The organism is Legionella longbeachae (assembly GCF_004283175.1).
Lineage (GTDB): Bacteria > Pseudomonadota > Gammaproteobacteria > Legionellales > Legionellaceae > Legionella > Legionella longbeachae.
The window spans coordinates 41,906-59,876 of the sequence record NZ_RXNW01000004.1 but is presented as its reverse complement, the minus strand read 5'-3'; the positions used below and the strand labels follow the sequence as shown (position 1 = coordinate 59,876).

Genomic DNA, 17,971 nt, shown 5'->3' with positions numbered 1-17,971 from the left:
GGGCCTATTTCGAGTGGATAGCGCGTATGTTCGCTATGCTGCGCCATCTTATACACGCCTATTTTTCAAGGCGCAAAACTATAATTCAAGAAATATAGAAAATCAACAAACAGCTGTATCCTAAATTGATCGTCAAAAAATTAAACAGTGCTGAATTACACCTCAATGGGTCGATTACTTGGCCTGGGAGTAAAGATCACAGCTTTTTCCGCCATCTGAGCAATGTCATACAGGAAAATCTTTTATATTATCATCATATGATTCTTGCGCATCAGATAAGGATAATTTTGAATAAATCTCAAGCGAGGCGCGGTTTTCATGGTCTGAATAGGGTTGAATTAATGCATCATCAATGCCTTTTGTTTTTAACCAGGTGAACAAAAAATGTCGTGATTGGTATGGTAAAACTGTACGACGAAGTCCGGCTATCTCGCTGTATTTTTCTAACATTCTTTTAATTCCACGATCAATCTTATCAAATAATCCATCCATAAAATGATCTAATTTTGTTCGACTAAAAATGAATGATAGCCCCAGCATTTTAATTAAATTTAGGTTCAGTTTTGATGAAGTTATAATTGCTTCATTTACTGTTAGTTCAACTAATGTCGAATTTGATTGATTAACTCCTTCGAGCAATAAACTGGATAATGTTTTGCGGATATCAGTCTCATCAGTAACCGAGGATCCTTCCAGAGCATTTTTTAGCGCAATTTGAATTCTTGCCTCGGAAAATTTATTGATGACTCCTGGACTTTGGTGTTTTAACTCTTTATCCAATAACGCAAGAAATTTTAAAGCATTTGTTTTTAGTGTATCTAAAGCTTGTGCTACATGCGGAAAAGTAGAGTTGATGTATGAGTCCGCGAGGAGCCTAACTGATTCTTGATTAAAAATTCCGACAGAGTTATTGTCACCATAAAATACTGTAGATTTGCGGCAAAAAAACATCTTCAATGGCATCAATGGGGTCAGGCCTTGAATTGTGAATTGTACCGTTTTTTTATTGCCACATGGTTGTAATTCAAAATTCAAGACCTGACCCTGAACGATCCCGTCATAATTTTGTACAATCATAATTTCCCCAATCTAATACATAATTACTGATATAAGATAAAGCTTGTATCAGTTGTTTTTTACTTACTTTATAAGAAGTTAAATGCCTTAGAATATGAGGCCCAATGAACAAGATGCTTAATACAGGAATAGAACGAACCGTATTTACCTGAATTTGATAGTGCCATTTATTGGATAGTGCAACTTGACCTGCTAACCACGCAACTACTGTAGCAAGAAGAGCGATGAGGATTAAATTTTCTAACCGCTTGATACATTTTGTACCTGATTCAGGGAGACGAAATCCATAACGTTTATTTTTTATATCTTTAAAAGCGCCTTCGATTTGCATGCGTAATTTATATATTTTGATTATCTTTTTAGCGGTATTTAAGCCTTCTGGAAGAGACGTAATAATTATCCATGGCTCATTAGCTCCTTTAGCATATTTCTTACTATTGCTTGATTGGCACTTTGCTCCTTGAATTGTCTTTTTTATGCGACCTTTACTACGTTCCTTGTAGATATAAAGGTCTGCATTCAGCAAGTAGCCCGTTTGCTTGCAAACGGGAAAACCAACCTATCATTCCCAAACAAAATAATAATTTATTTGCAGACATGTAAAAAATACACGGGACAATCGGGCCTTTCATTAATCGAGAAGTAGCAATGTGAGATAACTCACCTTGATCATTGTTATAAGAACCAAGTATTAAAATTATATGTTCCATGTGTTTAACTACATTATAATCCTATGTTAGAATCAAAATTTAATCTATAGAGGGATCTGCATTATGTGTATTGTAACGCTTCTCCAAGAACTAGCCAGCACAACTCACCATAAAATAAATCTTGATAAGTTATTAAAAGAAAAAAATGCAGACATACAGCAAGTATTTGCAAATAATGATGCTTCATATCTAAAAGCTCTTTTTAATGAAACGGAGATACTTGCTGATCGAACTACAATTTTTGATCTTTAGATTTTCAAGATGCTTTCGCATTAGATATGCAAATAAATCCAAATACGTCATCACTGGTTGTTGTTGGGTGCGGAATTAAGTTCTTTGCCCATTTAACCACAGAGACAATTGCTTATATACAACAGTCTGATATCGTTCTTTATTTAGTAAATGATCCCGTTCTGAAGTCATGGATACAAAAACAAAATCAAAATACAGAATCATTGGACTTTTTATATGGTTCGTGTTCTCTACGCACAGAAACCTATCAGCGTATTACTAATTATGTTTTAGAGCATCTATATCAAAAGAAGCATGTATGCTTTGCACTATATGGTCATCCCAGTGTTTTTTCCAAACCAGGATTAGAAGCAGTTAAGCAAGCGCAAAAAAAAGGTTATTTTGCAAAAATCTTACCGGCTATTTCTGCTGAGGCTTGTCTTTTTGCTGATCTATTAATAGATCCAGGTTCTTTAGGGTGTCAATCGTTCGAAGCATCGGATTTTTTAATTCATCAGCGACAATTAGATCCTTCGTCACACTTAATTTTGTGGCAAATTGATGCAGTAGGCATTATTGATCACGGCTCAACAAATAATAAAAAAACAGGCATTTTGCTCTTATTGGATTATTTGAAGCATTTTTATCAGCCTGTAGATGTAATTATTATTTATGAAGCGGCACAATATCCTGGTTTAGATCATAGAATAACCCGTACGCAGTTACAGCATTTACCGGATATTCAATTATCGACCCTTTCAACCTTATATATTCCCCCTGTAAAAAAAGCTCATTGTAATGAGGCAATATTAAGTGCACTTGGATTAATTTAAAAATGATGGATTATTTAACAACTTTTGCTAGAAAATATACAGCAAATTATAAAGGATTACCTAAGCTTTGCTGGCAAGGTATTATGCTAATTTGTATTAATACGCTTACTATTGGTATTTGTTTTTTCCTATCGCTCTACTTTGTTACTATTAGGCACTTTACTCCATCCATAGCTGGATTATTACTTTCTTGTTACGGTTTGGGTACCGTATTGGGTGGACTTATTACTGGTAAATTGTCAGATATGTTTTCACCTCGTCTTATTTCAATCTTTAGCCTTTTAGTGCAATCTACAACGTTTTTTCTTTTAAGTAACTTACATTCAGCCTTTGCACTAATGGCTAATATGTTCTTGCTTGGATTTGCAGCCTATGGATTTAAAACCTCCAATAATGTATGGATGCTTAGCTTGTGTCGAAATGATACAAATTTACATTATAAAACGATTAGTATTTCCCATGTTGCTGCTAATTTTGGGTTAGGATTATCAGGGATCCTTATTGCTAGCATGACCACTTATGGATTTCAGTCAATTTTTTGTTTATCCAGCTTATTGCTTTTGTGCTCCGCACTTTATCTTTTATTTCAGAAAAATACGAGTACTACTGTACCATTACCAATCAAAGGGCAGCATCACTACGATCATTCAAATGCATCTCAAATAATCTTATTATTGGTTATTGCATGTGTTTTTCTTGTTGGGTTAATAATAGCCCAGTTAAGCACGACTTATCCTCTCTATATTCAAAAGTCATTTCCACATTTAGGTATTAGGGCCGTAAGTATTTTATTTCTCTTAGATACATTTCTAATTGTCTTTTTCCAAGCTCCATTGACTACCTTAGTAGGTGGACAAAATAAATTATTAGTGACAGGACTTGGTGCTTTATTAATGGGAACAGGGATGTTGGTTTTAAGCTATTCTTCTGTATTTGTGCTGGCTATTTTTTCCTGCATTGTTTGGACAACAGGTGAAATGCTCTTTATCTCTACAGCCCAACTTTTATGTTATGAGCGAAGTAGCAATCAGAAAAAAGGACAAAGCTTAGGATTATTTCAAACCGCATTTGCAGTAAGCAATGTAATTGGACCAACACTAGGAGGTATCATATATCAAAATTGGGGTGGAAATTTACTCTGGTATTGCAGCATGTTTATTGGGACAATGTGTTTTTTGCTGTGTTGGTATTGCAGCAGAACCTATACTAACACACCCCCTTAAGAAGGAGGCATCTGCTGCAAATAATGCTTCTGATGTATGTAGGAATAAAGTATCATTAAAGCGCTTATCACTATTTAACAGATCGAGAGAGTTTCTAAGTATGTTATGAGTATCTAAAGCATTATGAAAATAGCTGAATTTAACAAATTTTGCTATTTGCCCAACAACAGTATCAGAAGACAACGCGCCATCTTTTGATAATTCTTCGATGAAAATATTCATGATATGTTCTAGTTCGCGCACTTCATTTATTGTACTGGAGGCAAGCCTTGATCTTGGCGAGAATATACGAGTAGCGGGATGCTGCAATGAATAATATATTGGGAAATAATCTGTTTGAAAATTAAAATGCTTAGGTTGCATCACTGTTGGCCTATATTTTTTTAAGCCATAAGATTCCACAAAAGCTTGCTGTAATATATCAACCGGTAAAGCATTATTATCTGTTGCAGGAACATAACCTGGAGCAGCACCCAAAGCAGTAGCAAATAAATGTTTCGCTGTATCAACAAGGTAAGGATTGGGTTTTAAATTACGATTTTTTTGTATGATTGAAAAAGTGATGTCATAATAAATTCTGTTTCGCTCATACTCATATCGATACCATGCCAATTCATGCAAATATTGCTTCAAACTTTTCCAACTAACATCATTATGCAAACTAATTAACCAACTCTCTGAGAAATAAACGATACAACAACGCCAATCAGTACTAATTACATTACTATTGACTACCTCTCTAAAAACTTGCCAATGTTCATATAGTGATTTTGCAGGTCGACTTCTAATATTAAAATCCCGCTGTAAATTCGAATGATTTAGAGCTGCTCCAATATTAGGCAACATAAATGTTGAGCGTGCTCCTGCTGTTGAAGACAACAATCCATTGGGAGTATAAACATGACTTTTTCTTTTATTTAGAATGGTTGAGAGAGGGAAAATATCCCCAGGTTTATAAACAAGCCAAGGAATTGTGATTTGTTCATTTTTCAAATCGATAAAACATTCGAGCTCTTTTTCGAGAACCATGCCTAAAGGAGTGCCATTTGCACTATATCCAAGATGCTGAAGAATATCTTGTGGAAGGTTAGGATCCGTAATTCGATAGTAGTCTCCATTTATATTAGGAAATAAGGAGCTACGTGTGTCAGCATCAGTATCACCATAAAGATAATAAGCGATATAAAGAGGGTAAGATTGATTTGGCGATAACTGATCTACAATATTAGTAAATACAGGCTCTATCTTTGCAAAACGGTGACGAATATCTGACCAAAAACATTTAACCAATCCCTTTCTTTCATCAACCTCTGTAAACATCAATGCAACATCCTGTACTTTAGGGTGTGTCCTTATTTTTTTGATTTAAAAACCAAATGAATACACACTCTAGTAAAATCCAATAAAAAGCTACGATTTTAGTTCTACAAAAAGAGACCTGTCAATAAATTGGATTTATTTTAAGTTAAATTGTTCATTATTCAATTCTGAAATTTACATGAAAATATAGTAGTTTTTTTCTTTTATATTCAATGTTCAAATTAATCAAGTTCAACCTATAAGGAAAAAATAATTTGTAAATTTAGATATGACGTATACCAGCTAAAGATAATCTGAAAAAAAGACTGATTTTTTTAATCAGAAGTACAGGATTTAAATATGGAATTACCATGGATGAAAAAAGTATTATTGAAATCACTCTGAGTACTGAAAAGAAACAAAAACTAGTACAGGAGTTTAACGAAATTGTATATGACCCTTTAGGGAGAGAACACTATATCCAATTGCTGCGGCAAAAAATATATGAGGTGCTACCCGAAACATTAATTAATACGCTTACAAGCCAACGAGGGACCGATAATCTGGCACCTGCAATAGTAATTAACAATGTTCCCATCGATGAAGAAATCTATGGAAGTCCCAGTTTCGAACAAACAGGTAAACTGTTTAAATCCGGCACCTTGAGTGAAAACATTATTACCGCTTTTGCTTCTCTAGTGGGCGAACCCTACTCAATCTATTTTGAGGGGCAAGAGCTTGTTAATAATTTAACACCACAAGCCCAAAATCAATTTGATTATACAGGATTGGGCTCTGAAGTAGAGCTCGATTTTCATATTGAAAATGCGGCATTGCAGTATGTTGCTGAAGACGATTATTCGCCATCGGGACTATTCTTTTTAGGTATCCGAATTGATGAACGCATTGAACCCACCAAAACCTTCATTGCTGATACTCGCAAGGCTTTAAAGTTATTAAGCCCTTTTGATTTGAAAATTTTATATGGAGCGAACTTTTATTTAAACATCCCCTATCGATGGCGCGAAATTTTCTCTCATGAAGCAATGGTTAAATGTTCAGTCTTAAGAGGAACATTAAATAAGCCACGGGTGTCTGTTGCTTTTTACTCGAATATGATGCTGCCCATCAATCATGCAGCCAAAATAGCCTTAGCTCATTTCCATCAAGCCATCAAAGAAACCTCTGAAGCCATTCAAATTACCCCAGAGAAATTAGTGTATGTGGATAATCGTTTTACGCTGCATGCTCGCGAGCGATTTACGCCAACCTACGACCATCAAGGTTGTCCTTATCGCTGGATTCAACGCGTCTTTGTAAGCCCCAGTTTATGGGCATTCAGAAATTTTCAAACTATGGGTGGACGAGTCTTTCTTCCCCACTCTAATCAAGGAATCGATCATGTTTTTTCATACATCCCAGAAATTGCCTAAAGGACTCTTTAAAGCCTGTGTTGTTCCAAGGCCCATTGCCTGGATAAGCAGTAAAGATAAGGAAGGCAATCCTAATTTAGCGCCCTTTAGTTATTTTAATATTGTCTGTGAAGACCCACCGATGATTATGTTTGCCACTACTGGTTCACATGACAGTGGTGGTGCCAAAGATACGTTAAAAAATGCGGAAGAAACTAAAGAGTTTACCGTCAATTTGGTGAGTTACATCAATAAGGAGGCAATGAATATTACCTCCTTAGATTTTTCAAGGGGAATTAACGAATTTGCTATGGCGGAAGTAGACCATTTACCAGGAGAAATAGTTCAAACCTATCGCGTTAAAGACGCACCGATTAGTTTGGAATGTGTTTATCACCAATCGGTGCAATTACCAATACCCGATAATTCGAGTTTAATCAACCGCATGATCATCGCAAAAGTCGTTGGCATACATCTTAATCCTGACATTTTAACTAAGGATAAACGAATCGATACCAACAAACTTAATGTGATTGCACGGGTAGGATACAACGCTTATACCAAAGTGAAAGCGCATTTTGAATTAAACAGACCATGTGGATGCTGTGATAAATTAATGGATTAACACGAATGAACAAAAAAACAATTAAAGTAGGTATTATCGGTGGCATGGGCCCCTTGGCTTCGGCATCATTTGCTGAGACTCTTTATACAACTTATCTCAATAAGAATGAGTTAAAAGAGGAGTATCATTCCCCTTATGTATATCTGTATTCTGAGCCCTTGCAGACTCAATCTACAGCGCTGATGTCTGTTAATCTAAGTAAAACGGAGCTCTTAGCAAAGCTTGAAAAAAATATAGCGCATCTCGTACAGCACGAAGTCGATTGTATTGTGATTTGCTGTTTTACTGCCCATGCATTACTGTCCCAATTAGTACCTGAGCACCAGGTTAAAATTTATTCGCTGGTCACAAAGGGTTTGGAGCACGTACTGGCACAAAACACACAATTCCTCGTTCTTTGTGCCTCTTCAGCAAAAGAGGCACAGGTTTTGGAACATCATCCATTATGGGCAAAGGTAGCTACGCACATTACTTATGTTGAAACTGAGGTGCAAACACAATTAAATAGGCTGATTAAGGCCGTGAAAGATAATCAAATAAACTCACAGTTATTGGATAACTTTTTAGAGTTGATGGGCCAATATCCAAAGCACCACTTCATTATTGCTTGTGCAGAACTCCATATCCTCCATAAAAAACTCCAGGACTATTCTCAAACACAATTCGCTAACGTGTTTGATCCCTTTTTTCACGTAACACATCATATCTGGGGCGAATATGAGAGAGCTTGATTTATTCCCCATTATTAAAGCGATGGAAATCATTTGTCCTGGCGTTCTTAATGATTTAAAAACACATTGGGACGATACTTTATCGTCCTACATCAACCAAGTTTGGCAAAGGCCTATTTCTTGCGAAAGTACCATAGCAGTTCAATCCAGAACGAAATTCTATGACGCATTGAAACTGTTTTTTAGACCACAATCCATTGACTTTGAACGCGCTATTTTCGAGTTTGAACGCTACCCCATTTTACAAACAGGACCCCATTGTCAGCTGTACGCCAACGAGGTTGATTTTAATGCCATCTTGATGAGCTGGATGGGAAGCCAACTCCATCGGCTAAACCATATGTTTGTCTTAAACAGCGTGACACGAACGCTACAATGGAGTAAGAAACAAGGTCCTGGATGGCTTAACCTGAAACATGAGGTGATTAATTTATTTGCTTTAACGCCGAAACAGATGTCGAAACTCAGTGTGTGCTCACCCTACCCTAGATTGACTTATTGTAGGGATAATTTCACCCAATATTTGAATCAATCCAATTATTTTGAACGAAAAGGACTAGAAAAACTACTGACATCAATTGATTCTAAAGAATATGAAGGGTTTATTTCTGCATTTACCATATCGAATCAACGCTTACTGGCTCAGTGTGCTCAAGACCAAGAAATCCAGCCATTAATCATGAACGACTACTTCACCTCACTTTTAGTTGCAGAACATTTACGTGAGCCTGAAGGAATTATTTATCAACTTATTTTTTCCCCGAAACAACGCAACAAGTTGAACCATTCAATCGCCTCAATGATGCATGAAAAGAATCATGTGTTCTTAAAACAAGGTACCGAGTTTTTCTGGGGCGTCAGAGACAATAAAATACGTGCATTAACCATTGTAGATAATATTTTTAAAGAAAAAACAACCAATCTAAATAAACAATTAATAATACCCTTAGACCATCAATCGATTCGAACAGCTCTTATTGATGGGTTACTTATCCCTAATATTTTTTTAAGCTTTCTTGTTTTATGTCTCATGCCTCAAATTCGTGTCTTGGGTGGAACAAGGCAAATTGCTTATCTTCCTTTAATCCAAAAAATATTTTGCACGCTATTAAATCCCGATAGCTCAGAAGAGCGCGAACTACTTCAGGAACTACTATGCAATGATTTAAACGCATGGGGAACCAACTTCATTCAGGATAAGTTAACACCACTTGAGTGGCTTGGCCGTTTACCTGCTGGAAAGGAGTTCTCTTCATTGAGCACTTATTATCTCAATAAATCAGTTGCAGAAATTACCCAAGAATTAGCCATTTTTAAGGAACATCCAACATGGAAGCATATGATATAAACTCATCGCCTTGTTTACTAGTCATCGGGGCGCGAGAACATACATTACAAAAACTAAAAACAATGAATATCCGATTTGTGCTGATTCAATCACAACATGATTCTATAACTACCTCGTTGGAGGCACAAATCGTATTCATTGATACTTATGATAATCTTTCTGAACTAAGTCGAATAGCCAAACAATTACATCAAATACATCATTTTAGAGCCGTTGTTTCGTTTACTGAGTTTGGTTTATATCCCGCAGCCTTAATCGCTAAACAATTGAACATTCGAGGAAATGCTGTATTTCCAGTAAAATACACACGAGATAAGTTTAAAATGCGTAGTTTACTGAAAAAGCATCAGCTTGACTCTATTGCCTATCAAAGATGTACCACCTTAGAAGATGTCGTTGCCTTTTATACAAAAATAAATGCCCCTTTTATCCTAAAACCTACTCATGGCGCAGGAAGTCAAGGCGTGTGCTATGTGGATTCACTCGAAAACATCCCTAATGCATGGGACTGGGCTATACAGCATGGCAATCAGGAACTGATTGCAGAAGAATATCTTTTAGGCAAAGAATACAGTGTGGAATCTTTAAGTTTGGATAGACAACATCAGGTAATTGCTATTACCGCAAAGCTGACAACCGGATTCCCTCATTTTATTGAATTAGGGCATCATTCTCCTGCAAAATTAACTCCAAAACTACAACAAAAAATACAGCAACTTATTCTTCGTTTTCTAGATATTATTCAGCACCTAAATGGTCCGGCACATACGGAGATTAAAGTACACAAGGATGAAATAAAAATAATTGAATCACAAACCCGAATGGGAGGCGATCAAATTTGGGAGCTCACCGAATTAACCACAGGAGTGGATACCATTTCTAAAACCGTACTCCATTTATTGGGATTAAGTCAAAATACAACAACTAAGAAAGCAAATGCCGCTGCTGTTTTATTTTTTGCTCGAGAATTTGAAGAGATTCTTGATATTCATGGGCTTGATTCTGCAAACAATTTGCCCGGAATCGTTCGTATTGATTGTACTTTGAAAAAGGGGCAGAAACTTGGGAAACTAAGCTCATCTTTATCCAGACAAGGATATATTTTAGGAACAGGAAGCACCATTGATGAGGCTATTTCTTCGGTGAGTTTTGCTATGGAACACGTGCAGATCACCACAAAAGCTCATATTGATTAGGGAAATATCATGTCGGAACCTATGTATCTTAGTAGCGCTCGCACCAGTAGCGCTTATTTGAGCATGTCACTCTTTATGCTCTCTTTTTTTATCATGAAATTAGGGCAGTTTTTAATCATCCCTTTTTTAGCCATTTATTTGAATCATTTTTCACTATCACCTATTATTATAGGAGTGATTATCGCATCTGGGCAATTAAGTCACAGCCTAACAAGCTTATTCATAGGTCATTTATCAGACCGATTCCCTTCACAGCACTTATTCATCGTGACTTTATTGGGCTCAGCTATTGCCTATGAGTGTCTTTATCAAAACCAATCATTAATGTGTTTTATTGTATTAATTACTATCATTGGCATATTCCGAGCCATTTTTGATAGTGCATCAAAAACGTTTCTAGCGTCCAACACCCATGAGCAACAGAGAACTATCGCTTTTGGTGTGCGTTATGCCATTTTAAATTTAGCGGCCGCTTTAGGCCCGCTGATTGGGGCACGTTATCCTGTAGAACACGCCACTCAACTGTTTCAGCTCATCGCATATTGTTATCTTGCTACTGGACTTTTGTTATTGATGTTTTGGTCAAAAAAGAAAAATAGACAAACAAAAAAAGAATCACCTTTCTCAGTCATGGATACCTTTCGATTCATCAAAGCCAATTCTTCTTTAAAAATACTCTTTCTGATTAGTTTTATTTGCTACTGTTTATACGCCCAAATAACTTCTTCACTAGCTCAGTATATGGTGCAACAATTTGATAATGGAATCGTGATGTACAGCAACATGCTCATCGTCAATGCAATCACTTGCGTTTTGTTGCAGATTTGTATTGGCCCTCTCCTCAGAAAAGTCAATTATATGGTGCTTGCTTCTACTGGACTCTCCTTATTCGCTCTAGGCTTTTTGGGATTTTGTTTTGCCCCAAATAGTATAACATTGAATTGCTCCATGCTCATTTTATCCATAGGCGAAGTCATTTTCTTCCCACTGAATGATGTCTTCCTTGCTAAAATTGCACCACCACAGGTGATGGGTGGTTGTTATGGTGTTCTTAATGCTTCCGCTATGGGCTTAGCTGTTGGTCCTGTTTTAGGAGGCGTAATTTATCAGTTAGTTGATTATTACTCTTTATTTTTAATCTGCTCGCTAGGTTCTCTTCTTACGATTCTTCTTTATAGAAAATTAGTTGCGTAGAAGGATACTGAGTGAAACAATAAAACTAAAAAACGAAAATGTGCTCCATATCCCACCATGAAGATTCAGAGTGGGGCGGTTTTAGCTCAGTATTGACGAGCTGCCCCACTCACCCCATTGTCTCATACATTTTTTATAATCTTGAAATACACGTAGAGTTCATTTAATTACCCTGAAAATTAATTAATTCTCTTTTGCCGATTCATTTAATTCAGCTTCAACTTCTTCAACTGTCGGTAAACTGCCTTTCAAGTCGGTAGGAATTGATTTTGATAAGGTATATTCTGAAACACCTATAGGAGCACTAATGTTCCGCAAGGCATATTCTGCAATGACTTTATTTTTCGATTTACATAGCAAGATTCCAATAGTTTGGTTATCCCCGGGCTTTCGTAATTGATCATCAACAGCTGCAAGATAAAAACCCAACTGTCCGGTATGTTCTGGTTTAAATTTCGTATTTTTCAATTCGATGACAACGAATGCTCGTAATTCGAGGTGGTAAAACAATAGATCAACAAAGAACTCTTGATCATCAAAGGTTAGGGAGACTTGAGAACCCACAAAGGCGAAACCTTGGCCGAGCTCAATGAGAAAGTCACGAATATGGGTGATTAAAGCATTTTCAATACCACGTTCATGGGCTTTGCCTTGAATAGTCAGAAAATCAAAATTATAGGGAGCTCTCAATATTTCATTGGCTAAATCAGATTGTAATTCTGGTAAATGCTTATGGTAGTTGGAGGTTTTATTGTTAGCTATAGCTTGTCGTTCATACAATCCACTTTTGATTTGCATTTCAAGAGTATTTCGTGACCAACCATTTTTTATAGTTTGTTCAGCATACCATTCTCGCCTAGACTCTTCTTTAACCATCTACATCAAGCGCACAATGTGCCCCCAAGGCAATTGCGAAACAGCTGGGCAAACCGTCCCATATATTCAAGGTTTCTTTTAGAAAACCCCTGCATTTCAGGTAATGCTTGCCTCATATCATGTGAGAATTGTTCCAGAAAATGAGATCCCCATTGATGATTTTTTTGTTTCTCGATTAAATCAGTACCAAGCTCCCAATAGAACTTTATCAACTCACTATTCGCAGCAAGTGCCGCGCGGATCTGAGCTGTTTGTAACCGTGTTTTGATATTGGTTAAGAAATGCTTGTAATCTTGGTTTAAGCATAATGCGTCATCTTGAACTTAAATTTCTTTACTCATGAACTACTTCTTGTGGTTGGATTGCTATTAGTATTGCGGATGGTTGGACACCCATACACTTCAAAAAATAATCGGTAATCTGCTGCATTGGTTTTCTCAGCCGTTCAACATCGGTCACGATGTACCCAGCTGTAATATCTCCATTCATTTTATGGTTCATCAAACGCTTTAAAGCATAAGCTGAGATATCCAGTCCCTCAGCAATGGTAATAAATGTTCGTCTTAAATCGTGAACCGTAAAATGAATGCCTGAGAGCTTGGTTACATTGGCCATTTGTTTGCGTGGCTCAATAATATGACCTGCTGCCCCCGTTCCCGGAAAAACATACTCATTAATCCTTTTTTGGCTGCGTGATAATAACAATTCATAAAGGTAGCTAGAAAGAGAGAGAGTATGAGATTCGTGGTTTTTAGTATCAAGAACCGTTAGTGTTTTAGCGTTTAGATCAATTTGATCCCAACGCAAAGTAGCTCCTTCTTGGCGCCGTAATCCTGTTAGTATTATTAGCAATAGATAGTCTCGCAAAACCTCACTTTGTAATTGTTGTACGCCAAGGTACCAAGCAGCTAATTCATGGGCTTTAATAAAACTTTGACGACGTTCAACCCGATACCAGGCTCTAGTTTGTGATAAACGTTTAACCGGGTTTTCGGTAATTAATGATTTACCTTGTGTATCCTCGTATTGACCGGCTGCAAAATTAAAAAGGGCTCGCAGTAAACGCATAGCTAAATTGGCGTAAGCTTCACCATGTTCTTTACCTAATTTTTTATGATGCTTGGCAACGCTATCTTTGGTGATGGCAAGAAGGGGTTTATTAACCCAGCCAGCAAATCCTGTGGCTAATACTTTTTTATATTTATAAAGGGTGTTGTGTTTTAGCGATTTACGCACTTGGATGTAATCATTAAATACATCGTTTAAGGTGATTTGACGCATTTTTTCAGCGCGCTTTTCGGCAACCGGATCGATTCCAGTCGCAATTTTCCCGAGCAACTTTTGGGCTTCCTTTCTGGCCATTTCTACTGTCAGCTCAGGATAACGGCCTAATGTAATGCGAGACAGTTTATTTTTTATCAGTTTTTCAACAAAAAAAGCCTTAGTTCCACCGGAGGTAACTCTGATACCAAATCCCTTCATCACCTCATCGTAATATCGTTTTTGGGCAGTTCTTCCCTGAGTCGTTGAAACAGGCAAAGGTAATTTATCAACGGCCGATTTTGTGATCTTCATTTTCCCTCTTATTCAAACGTGTCGAATATGTGTCGAAGGAATGATTAAAACACAATAAAAGTGCTTACGCCATAATAAAAGCCTACAGGCCTTATATATAAAGGGTTGTTGAGATAATTTAAAAGTTGCTAAAAGTAGTTAAAAGCCGTAATTTTATAACTGTTAATCATTAGGTCACGGGCTCGTGTCTTGTTCAGGGAGCCAACTCCAGTCTGGGTTTTGGCATCTTGATTCGATGATCACTTCATATCAATTTTAAAAAGCGTTGGCTCTTCCCCATTTCCGGCCCCTAATCAAGAACAGGAAAATGCCAGTTAATGATTCGAATTATTCAACCTCTATTAGGCTTATTGAAATGTATTTAAGGCGCGACCTGTTATATTAAGACATCTCATTCATAAAGAATTCCAGAGGAAATCCCGTATTAGGTTTGCGCTGATACGGGCTACATTTGCCTGGTTGTGGTGATAATTGCATATTACTGTTGGATTTAAATGATTGGATTAAGGTATATTCTCTGCATACTTAGGACACATCAAAAAAATTTTGATGCAACCTAAGTAATTATGGAAATATTTTTAAAATTTTCAAAGGAAAATCATGAAAGTACAAGTTATAAATACAGTTTTATTCTTATCACTATCCCAATTCAGTTTTGCTGCTCCCCCTGAGAAACCCAAGAGTTGCCCCTCAGTCTCAGGATTACAAGCCGTGGGTGTTTCTGACGTCATAAAAGAAAATGGTTTATGGTATGGCGCAGTAAGATCCCACACTTACGATACTAATGATAAATGGACTTTTATTATCGGCGCTTTCCGAGCAAGTAATGAAAATAATGCAAAACAACAAGTTTTGCGTGCTGTAGATTCTTTAGTTTTTGAAAAAGGCCCCATGGCTTATGAGGTTGATGGCCAAGACAGTTGGGTATGTCTTTATAAGGACAAATCAGGACACTCCGCTGTTACCATAACACCTACGATGCATTATTTGCATACCTGGATAGCCCATCATTAATTTCTTACGTTAATCTCAACTATGCGAGCATTATTTCATAATACTCGCATAATTAGAAATCAAGTTTTAAAATGCACTATCATTCCCGAAGAGTTTTTTCCAGGTAAGTAAGTCAACTTCTGGTACTAAAATTGATTTAGGCTTAAATAGAGAAAACCGGGGACTAAGGATAGGCTCATAAAGTTTCTCTACATTATCAGAGGTTTTTTTCGGAGAAACCAAGTCTTCTTCTGCTACCAGAATTGATTCTGGCCTAAATAGAGAAAATCTAGGGGTATAAGTAGACTCATAAAGTTTATCGACACTTTCAAAAGACTCTTCCTGCAAAGATTGAGATACATCAAACAAGAGTTTTTGCGCAAATGAAGGTGGAACAATATGCATAACCGCCGAATATACCCCACGATTTTTAGGTGCCAGAATCGGATCGGAGCTTTTACCAAGATCATCATCAAGATTATAAATATTTTCTTTTGTTAGATCACTTATCTCATGTCCATGAACAAAATTGATATGATAGCTAGAATGGGTAACAGGTCTATTAAGAACCTCGTAGTTTCGGTTCATCATTATAAATTCAATCGGTGACTCGATGACAAATTCTCTATTACACTTATAAGCCGCTGTCATAGTCTCACGTGAATACAGTGTGTGTACCGTATTTGTAGTTGCGTAACCTTGAAATACCCGATTAATATTATCGATAGTTGCTGCTAACTCTTTAGCAGAGCTATCCAGATACGGTACATTTAAGCTTTTTGCAAGCTTTTCGATAGTTTCTAAACCAATACCAGCGTGGCTGTATATTGTAATTTCAGATTGATCCTCATTAAGTGAGTATGAAAGCGCTCGCAGTGCTGGTTTATAACCTACATTTGCTAATTCAAGAACTTCTTCTCTTGATATAACTTCTTTGTCAACCAATCTTTGTAAACTTTCTATTGAATGACAAATGCCCTCATATGGAACCATCGTTGTATGAAAACGATCTTCATTTTCATAGGATTCAATAAATTCAACGCTATGATTTGACAGTAATATTTCGACAGGTACTTTATTTAATTGCAGTTTTTCCAACAACTTTAATGTGAAGTAATCGTTAGCCCCTCTATCCGCCAACTCATCCCCGAGGAGTCTTATCATCCTCCCCTTTTGGAAAACAATTCTATCTAAAATATTATTAAATTGAATAAGGCATTCTTTATCGATGTTCTCAAGGGGTGTTTGATAAATTTTCAGTAGTTTGTCATAGTCATCTGAGCTGATATTCGCAATACCATAGCGAACCAGAAAATATAAAAGCTTTATCATGTTTCCGTGGAGATCACCGACCGTAACTTCCGCTAATTTACTGTCCAATCCGGTATCATGAATTTCCGGTTTAACATAAATATCTACTTCTTCTCGCAACAGAGTTGGCATTACACTTCTCCAATAATTTATCATTTGCAGAATGTAGATATGGCTTTTCTGAAATAATCAGATGAAGTAGGCAATAAATATGATTTAGTCGTTTTCTAATTGATCTCTTTGCGGGCTGATTTACAGCATAAGTATCTCAATAAAAGAAAATATTGTTTTTTACTATTAATAAAAATTTTTAAACATGTTCGAGTAAATCCCCTAGCCTATCTTCCTCCACTGTTCCGCACATCTAGTTCTGACTGCCGACATTGTACTAAAAAAGAAGCAAAAGTAAAAGAAATAATCAAAAAACATATGTTTTAATCATAATCCCAGGATTAAGTCTTTTGATTAGCGGTTAGGAGCAGGAAGCAAGAAAACGAAGTAATTTAAAAATAGAACAACAACTTATATGACCTATAGTTTCACGCATTGAACTTCTAATCAACCAAGTGTACACTTCATGGCGTTATGTTTTTTAAACGGGATTAACAATGAACAAGAAAATTTTATTCGCCCTACCATTGGTTGCCAGCGTATGGTCGGCTCATGCAAATAATTGTGGTAATTTGAATGTCTCCGTGTTTAACAAAAGCGGACATACCTGTACTTTACGTTCAACCAATTTAATAAATGGCCAGCTTATATTTGGCCAGGTACCTGGAATAATTGAAAATGGCGAGAAAGCCCTCTCGTTTACACTGCAGCAGACCTACACTGCTGGTCCAAGTATTCGTTTAGAATATGAATGCGATAATAAAACCATCAGTATTGTTTCTCGACAAGATTTATGTGTCATGTATGCAGGATCTGTCTCTGGTGACTACTCTAGCTCAAACAATGTGCACGCTGATTATGTTGCAAAAATTGGCAGCTGGTGGAGTTCTCTTCCCGGCGAAATAAATTGGACGATTGAATAAGCCAAATTTAGACCATCGAATAAGTCTATTTTAGGGTGTGTGCACACACCCTAATAAAAGAATTTAAAATCTTCCTTTACTCTAACATGCCTTAGCCAACCACAATTTAATAAATCTTAATTAAGGCGTGTTGCCTTAATCTTGCATCATATACTTTCAATAAGTTTACATAAAATTGGATTAGAGCAAGCAAATTGACCTAAGGGGCCATTCTCCAGCGAATACCTTTCTATCCCATAGTCTCTAAAGGCTCTATGTTTCGTTGGTAATATAAATGTATTATGTTAAGGTCAGAAATGATTT

General features: G+C 36.6%; 19 protein-coding genes. 11 read left to right on the top strand and 8 right to left on the bottom strand.

The genetic code is table 11. The features are described from left to right. Nucleotides 1-225 precede the first annotated feature (225 nt). From EKG34_RS18160 to EKG34_RS04960, 3 genes are read right to left on the bottom strand one after another with little or no spacing between them, the layout of a single operon-like run. Entirely contained in the window at nt 226-1,077 is an 852-nt protein-coding gene (locus EKG34_RS18160; RefSeq protein ID WP_012979539.1) for an LPO_1073/Vpar_1526 family protein, read from the bottom strand. Then, nucleotides 1,058-1,603 (bottom strand): transposase, encoded by a 546-nt coding sequence (locus EKG34_RS04965; protein ID WP_223800077.1) that lies wholly within the window; start codon nt 1,601-1,603, stop codon nt 1,058-1,060. Before EKG34_RS04965 ends, EKG34_RS18160 begins: the two co-directional genes overlap by 20 nt. Next, entirely contained in the window at nt 1,566-1,787 is a 222-nt protein-coding gene (locus tag EKG34_RS04960) for a hypothetical protein (protein ID WP_125461282.1), read from the bottom strand. Before EKG34_RS04960 ends, EKG34_RS04965 begins: the two co-directional genes overlap by 38 nt. A 63-nt stretch (nt 1,788-1,850) precedes the next feature. Here EKG34_RS04960 and EKG34_RS04955 point away from each other — a divergent pair, with 63 nt between their 5' ends. The 3 genes from EKG34_RS04955 to EKG34_RS04945 are packed head-to-tail and all read left to right on the top strand — an operon-like array spanning nt 1,851 to nt 4,074. Further along, entirely contained in the window at nt 1,851-2,039 is a 189-nt protein-coding gene (locus tag EKG34_RS04955) for a hypothetical protein (RefSeq protein ID WP_012979540.1), read from the top strand. Nucleotides 2,040-2,065: 26 nt separating this feature from the next. Then, nucleotides 2,066-2,851: an SAM-dependent methyltransferase gene (locus EKG34_RS04950; protein ID WP_012979541.1), complete on the top strand. Its 786-nt coding sequence runs from the start codon at nt 2,066-2,068 to the stop codon at nt 2,849-2,851. A 2-nt stretch (nt 2,852-2,853) separates the two neighbouring features. After that, nucleotides 2,854-4,074: an MFS transporter gene (locus EKG34_RS04945; protein ID WP_012979542.1), complete on the top strand. Its 1,221-nt coding sequence runs from the start codon at nt 2,854-2,856 to the stop codon at nt 4,072-4,074. Here the strand turns inward: EKG34_RS04945 and EKG34_RS04940 are convergent. Further along, nucleotides 3,985-5,394 (bottom strand): hypothetical protein, encoded by a 1,410-nt coding sequence (locus EKG34_RS04940; protein ID WP_012979543.1) that lies wholly within the window; start codon nt 5,392-5,394, stop codon nt 3,985-3,987. The genes EKG34_RS04945 and EKG34_RS04940 overlap by 90 nt on opposite strands. Before the next feature lie 350 nt (nt 5,395-5,744). Between EKG34_RS04940 and EKG34_RS04935 the strand changes: the two genes are divergently transcribed. From EKG34_RS04935 to EKG34_RS04910, 6 genes are read left to right on the top strand one after another with little or no spacing between them, the layout of a single operon-like run. Next, on the top strand, nt 5,745-6,806 hold the full coding sequence (locus EKG34_RS04935; RefSeq protein ID WP_012979544.1) for a Fe(II)-2OG oxygenase family protein: 1,062 nt from the start codon (nt 5,745-5,747) through the stop codon (nt 6,804-6,806). Beyond that, nucleotides 6,775-7,410 carry a flavin reductase family protein gene (locus tag EKG34_RS04930; protein WP_012979545.1) on the top strand — a complete coding sequence of 212 codons (636 nt, stop codon included), beginning with the start codon at nt 6,775-6,777 and terminating at the stop codon, nt 7,408-7,410. The genes EKG34_RS04935 and EKG34_RS04930 overlap by 32 nt, the downstream gene beginning before the upstream one ends. 5 nt (nt 7,411-7,415) lie before the next feature. Beyond that, nucleotides 7,416-8,141: an aspartate/glutamate racemase family protein gene (locus tag EKG34_RS04925; RefSeq protein WP_012979546.1), complete on the top strand. Its 726-nt coding sequence runs from the start codon at nt 7,416-7,418 to the stop codon at nt 8,139-8,141. After that, a complete protein-coding gene (locus tag EKG34_RS04920) occupies nt 8,128-9,489 on the top strand; it encodes a hypothetical protein (protein WP_012979547.1) in 1,362 nt (453 codons plus the stop codon). Before EKG34_RS04925 ends, EKG34_RS04920 begins: the two co-directional genes overlap by 14 nt. Next, nucleotides 9,471-10,685, top strand: a complete 1,215-nt coding sequence (locus tag EKG34_RS04915; RefSeq protein WP_012979548.1) for an ATP-grasp domain-containing protein — start codon at nt 9,471-9,473, stop codon at nt 10,683-10,685. The genes EKG34_RS04920 and EKG34_RS04915 overlap by 19 nt, the downstream gene beginning before the upstream one ends. A gap of 9 nt (nt 10,686-10,694) precedes the next feature. Continuing rightward, nucleotides 10,695-11,879: an MFS transporter gene (locus tag EKG34_RS04910; protein WP_012979549.1), complete on the top strand. Its 1,185-nt coding sequence runs from the start codon at nt 10,695-10,697 to the stop codon at nt 11,877-11,879. A 183-nt stretch (nt 11,880-12,062) separates the two neighbouring features. Here EKG34_RS04910 and EKG34_RS18540 read toward each other — a convergent pair whose 3' ends face one another. From EKG34_RS18540 to EKG34_RS04900, 3 genes are all read right to left on the bottom strand, one after another. Further along, nucleotides 12,063-12,755 carry a PDDEXK nuclease domain-containing protein gene (locus tag EKG34_RS18540; protein ID WP_012979550.1) on the bottom strand — a complete coding sequence of 231 codons (693 nt, stop codon included), beginning with the start codon at nt 12,753-12,755 and terminating at the stop codon, nt 12,063-12,065. A 5-nt stretch (nt 12,756-12,760) separates the two neighbouring features. Then, nucleotides 12,761-12,967, bottom strand: a complete 207-nt coding sequence (locus EKG34_RS18535; protein WP_012979551.1) for a DUF1016 N-terminal domain-containing protein — start codon at nt 12,965-12,967, stop codon at nt 12,761-12,763. Between the two features lie 121 nt (nt 12,968-13,088). Continuing rightward, nucleotides 13,089-14,330, bottom strand: a complete 1,242-nt coding sequence (locus EKG34_RS04900; protein ID WP_012979552.1) for a tyrosine-type recombinase/integrase — start codon at nt 14,328-14,330, stop codon at nt 13,089-13,091. A gap of 600 nt (nt 14,331-14,930) precedes the next feature. On the opposite strand from EKG34_RS04900, the gene EKG34_RS04895 reads away from it, so the two are divergent. Next, the gene (locus EKG34_RS04895; protein WP_003634032.1) at nt 14,931-15,344 is read left to right on the top strand and encodes a DUF4949 domain-containing protein; all 414 of its coding nucleotides are present in this window, start codon (nt 14,931-14,933) and stop codon (nt 15,342-15,344) included. Between the two features lie 66 nt (nt 15,345-15,410). Here EKG34_RS04895 and wip read toward each other — a convergent pair whose 3' ends face one another. Continuing rightward, nucleotides 15,411-16,766, bottom strand: coding sequence for a Dot/Icm T4SS effector Wip (wip, locus tag EKG34_RS04890; protein ID WP_003634030.1), 1,356 nt, complete (start codon nt 16,764-16,766; stop codon nt 15,411-15,413). A 476-nt stretch (nt 16,767-17,242) separates the two neighbouring features. On the opposite strand from wip, the gene EKG34_RS04885 reads away from it, so the two are divergent. Continuing rightward, nucleotides 17,243-17,668, top strand: a complete 426-nt coding sequence (locus EKG34_RS04885) for a hypothetical protein (RefSeq protein WP_003634028.1) — start codon at nt 17,243-17,245, stop codon at nt 17,666-17,668. Nucleotides 17,669-17,971: the final 303 nt, after the last annotated feature.

What these genes read in the sequence shown, in the direction of transcription:
- EKG34_RS04910 (WP_012979549.1), top strand. Translation starts at nt 10,695, where the DNA reads ATGTCGGAACCTATGTATCTTAGTAGCGCTCGCACCAGTAGCGCTTAT.
- EKG34_RS04915 (WP_012979548.1), top strand. Translation starts at nt 9,471, where the DNA reads ATGGAAGCATATGATATAAACTCATCGCCTTGTTTACTAGTCATCGGG.
- EKG34_RS04945 (WP_012979542.1), top strand. Translation starts at nt 2,854, where the DNA reads ATGATGGATTATTTAACAACTTTTGCTAGAAAATATACAGCAAATTAT.
- EKG34_RS04930 (WP_012979545.1), top strand. Translation starts at nt 6,775, where the DNA reads ATGTTTTTTCATACATCCCAGAAATTGCCTAAAGGACTCTTTAAAGCC.
- EKG34_RS18160 (WP_012979539.1), bottom strand. Translation starts at nt 1,077, where the DNA reads ATGATTGTACAAAATTATGACGGGATCGTTCAGGGTCAGGTCTTGAAT.
- EKG34_RS04955 (WP_012979540.1), top strand. Translation starts at nt 1,851, where the DNA reads ATGTGTATTGTAACGCTTCTCCAAGAACTAGCCAGCACAACTCACCAT.
- EKG34_RS04960 (WP_125461282.1), bottom strand. Translation starts at nt 1,787, where the DNA reads ATGGAACATATAATTTTAATACTTGGTTCTTATAACAATGATCAAGGT.
- EKG34_RS04920 (WP_012979547.1), top strand. Translation starts at nt 8,128, where the DNA reads ATGAGAGAGCTTGATTTATTCCCCATTATTAAAGCGATGGAAATCATT.
- EKG34_RS04950 (WP_012979541.1), top strand. Translation starts at nt 2,066, where the DNA reads ATGCAAATAAATCCAAATACGTCATCACTGGTTGTTGTTGGGTGCGGA.
- EKG34_RS04895 (WP_003634032.1), top strand. Translation starts at nt 14,931, where the DNA reads ATGAAAGTACAAGTTATAAATACAGTTTTATTCTTATCACTATCCCAA.
- EKG34_RS04900 (WP_012979552.1), bottom strand. Translation starts at nt 14,330, where the DNA reads ATGAAGATCACAAAATCGGCCGTTGATAAATTACCTTTGCCTGTTTCA.
- EKG34_RS04940 (WP_012979543.1), bottom strand. Translation starts at nt 5,394, where the DNA reads ATGTTTACAGAGGTTGATGAAAGAAAGGGATTGGTTAAATGTTTTTGG.
- EKG34_RS04885 (WP_003634028.1), top strand. Translation starts at nt 17,243, where the DNA reads ATGAACAAGAAAATTTTATTCGCCCTACCATTGGTTGCCAGCGTATGG.
- EKG34_RS04925 (WP_012979546.1), top strand. Translation starts at nt 7,416, where the DNA reads ATGAACAAAAAAACAATTAAAGTAGGTATTATCGGTGGCATGGGCCCC.
- EKG34_RS04935 (WP_012979544.1), top strand. Translation starts at nt 5,745, where the DNA reads ATGGATGAAAAAAGTATTATTGAAATCACTCTGAGTACTGAAAAGAAA.
- wip (WP_003634030.1), bottom strand. Translation starts at nt 16,766, where the DNA reads ATGCCAACTCTGTTGCGAGAAGAAGTAGATATTTATGTTAAACCGGAA.
- EKG34_RS18540 (WP_012979550.1), bottom strand. Translation starts at nt 12,755, where the DNA reads ATGGTTAAAGAAGAGTCTAGGCGAGAATGGTATGCTGAACAAACTATA.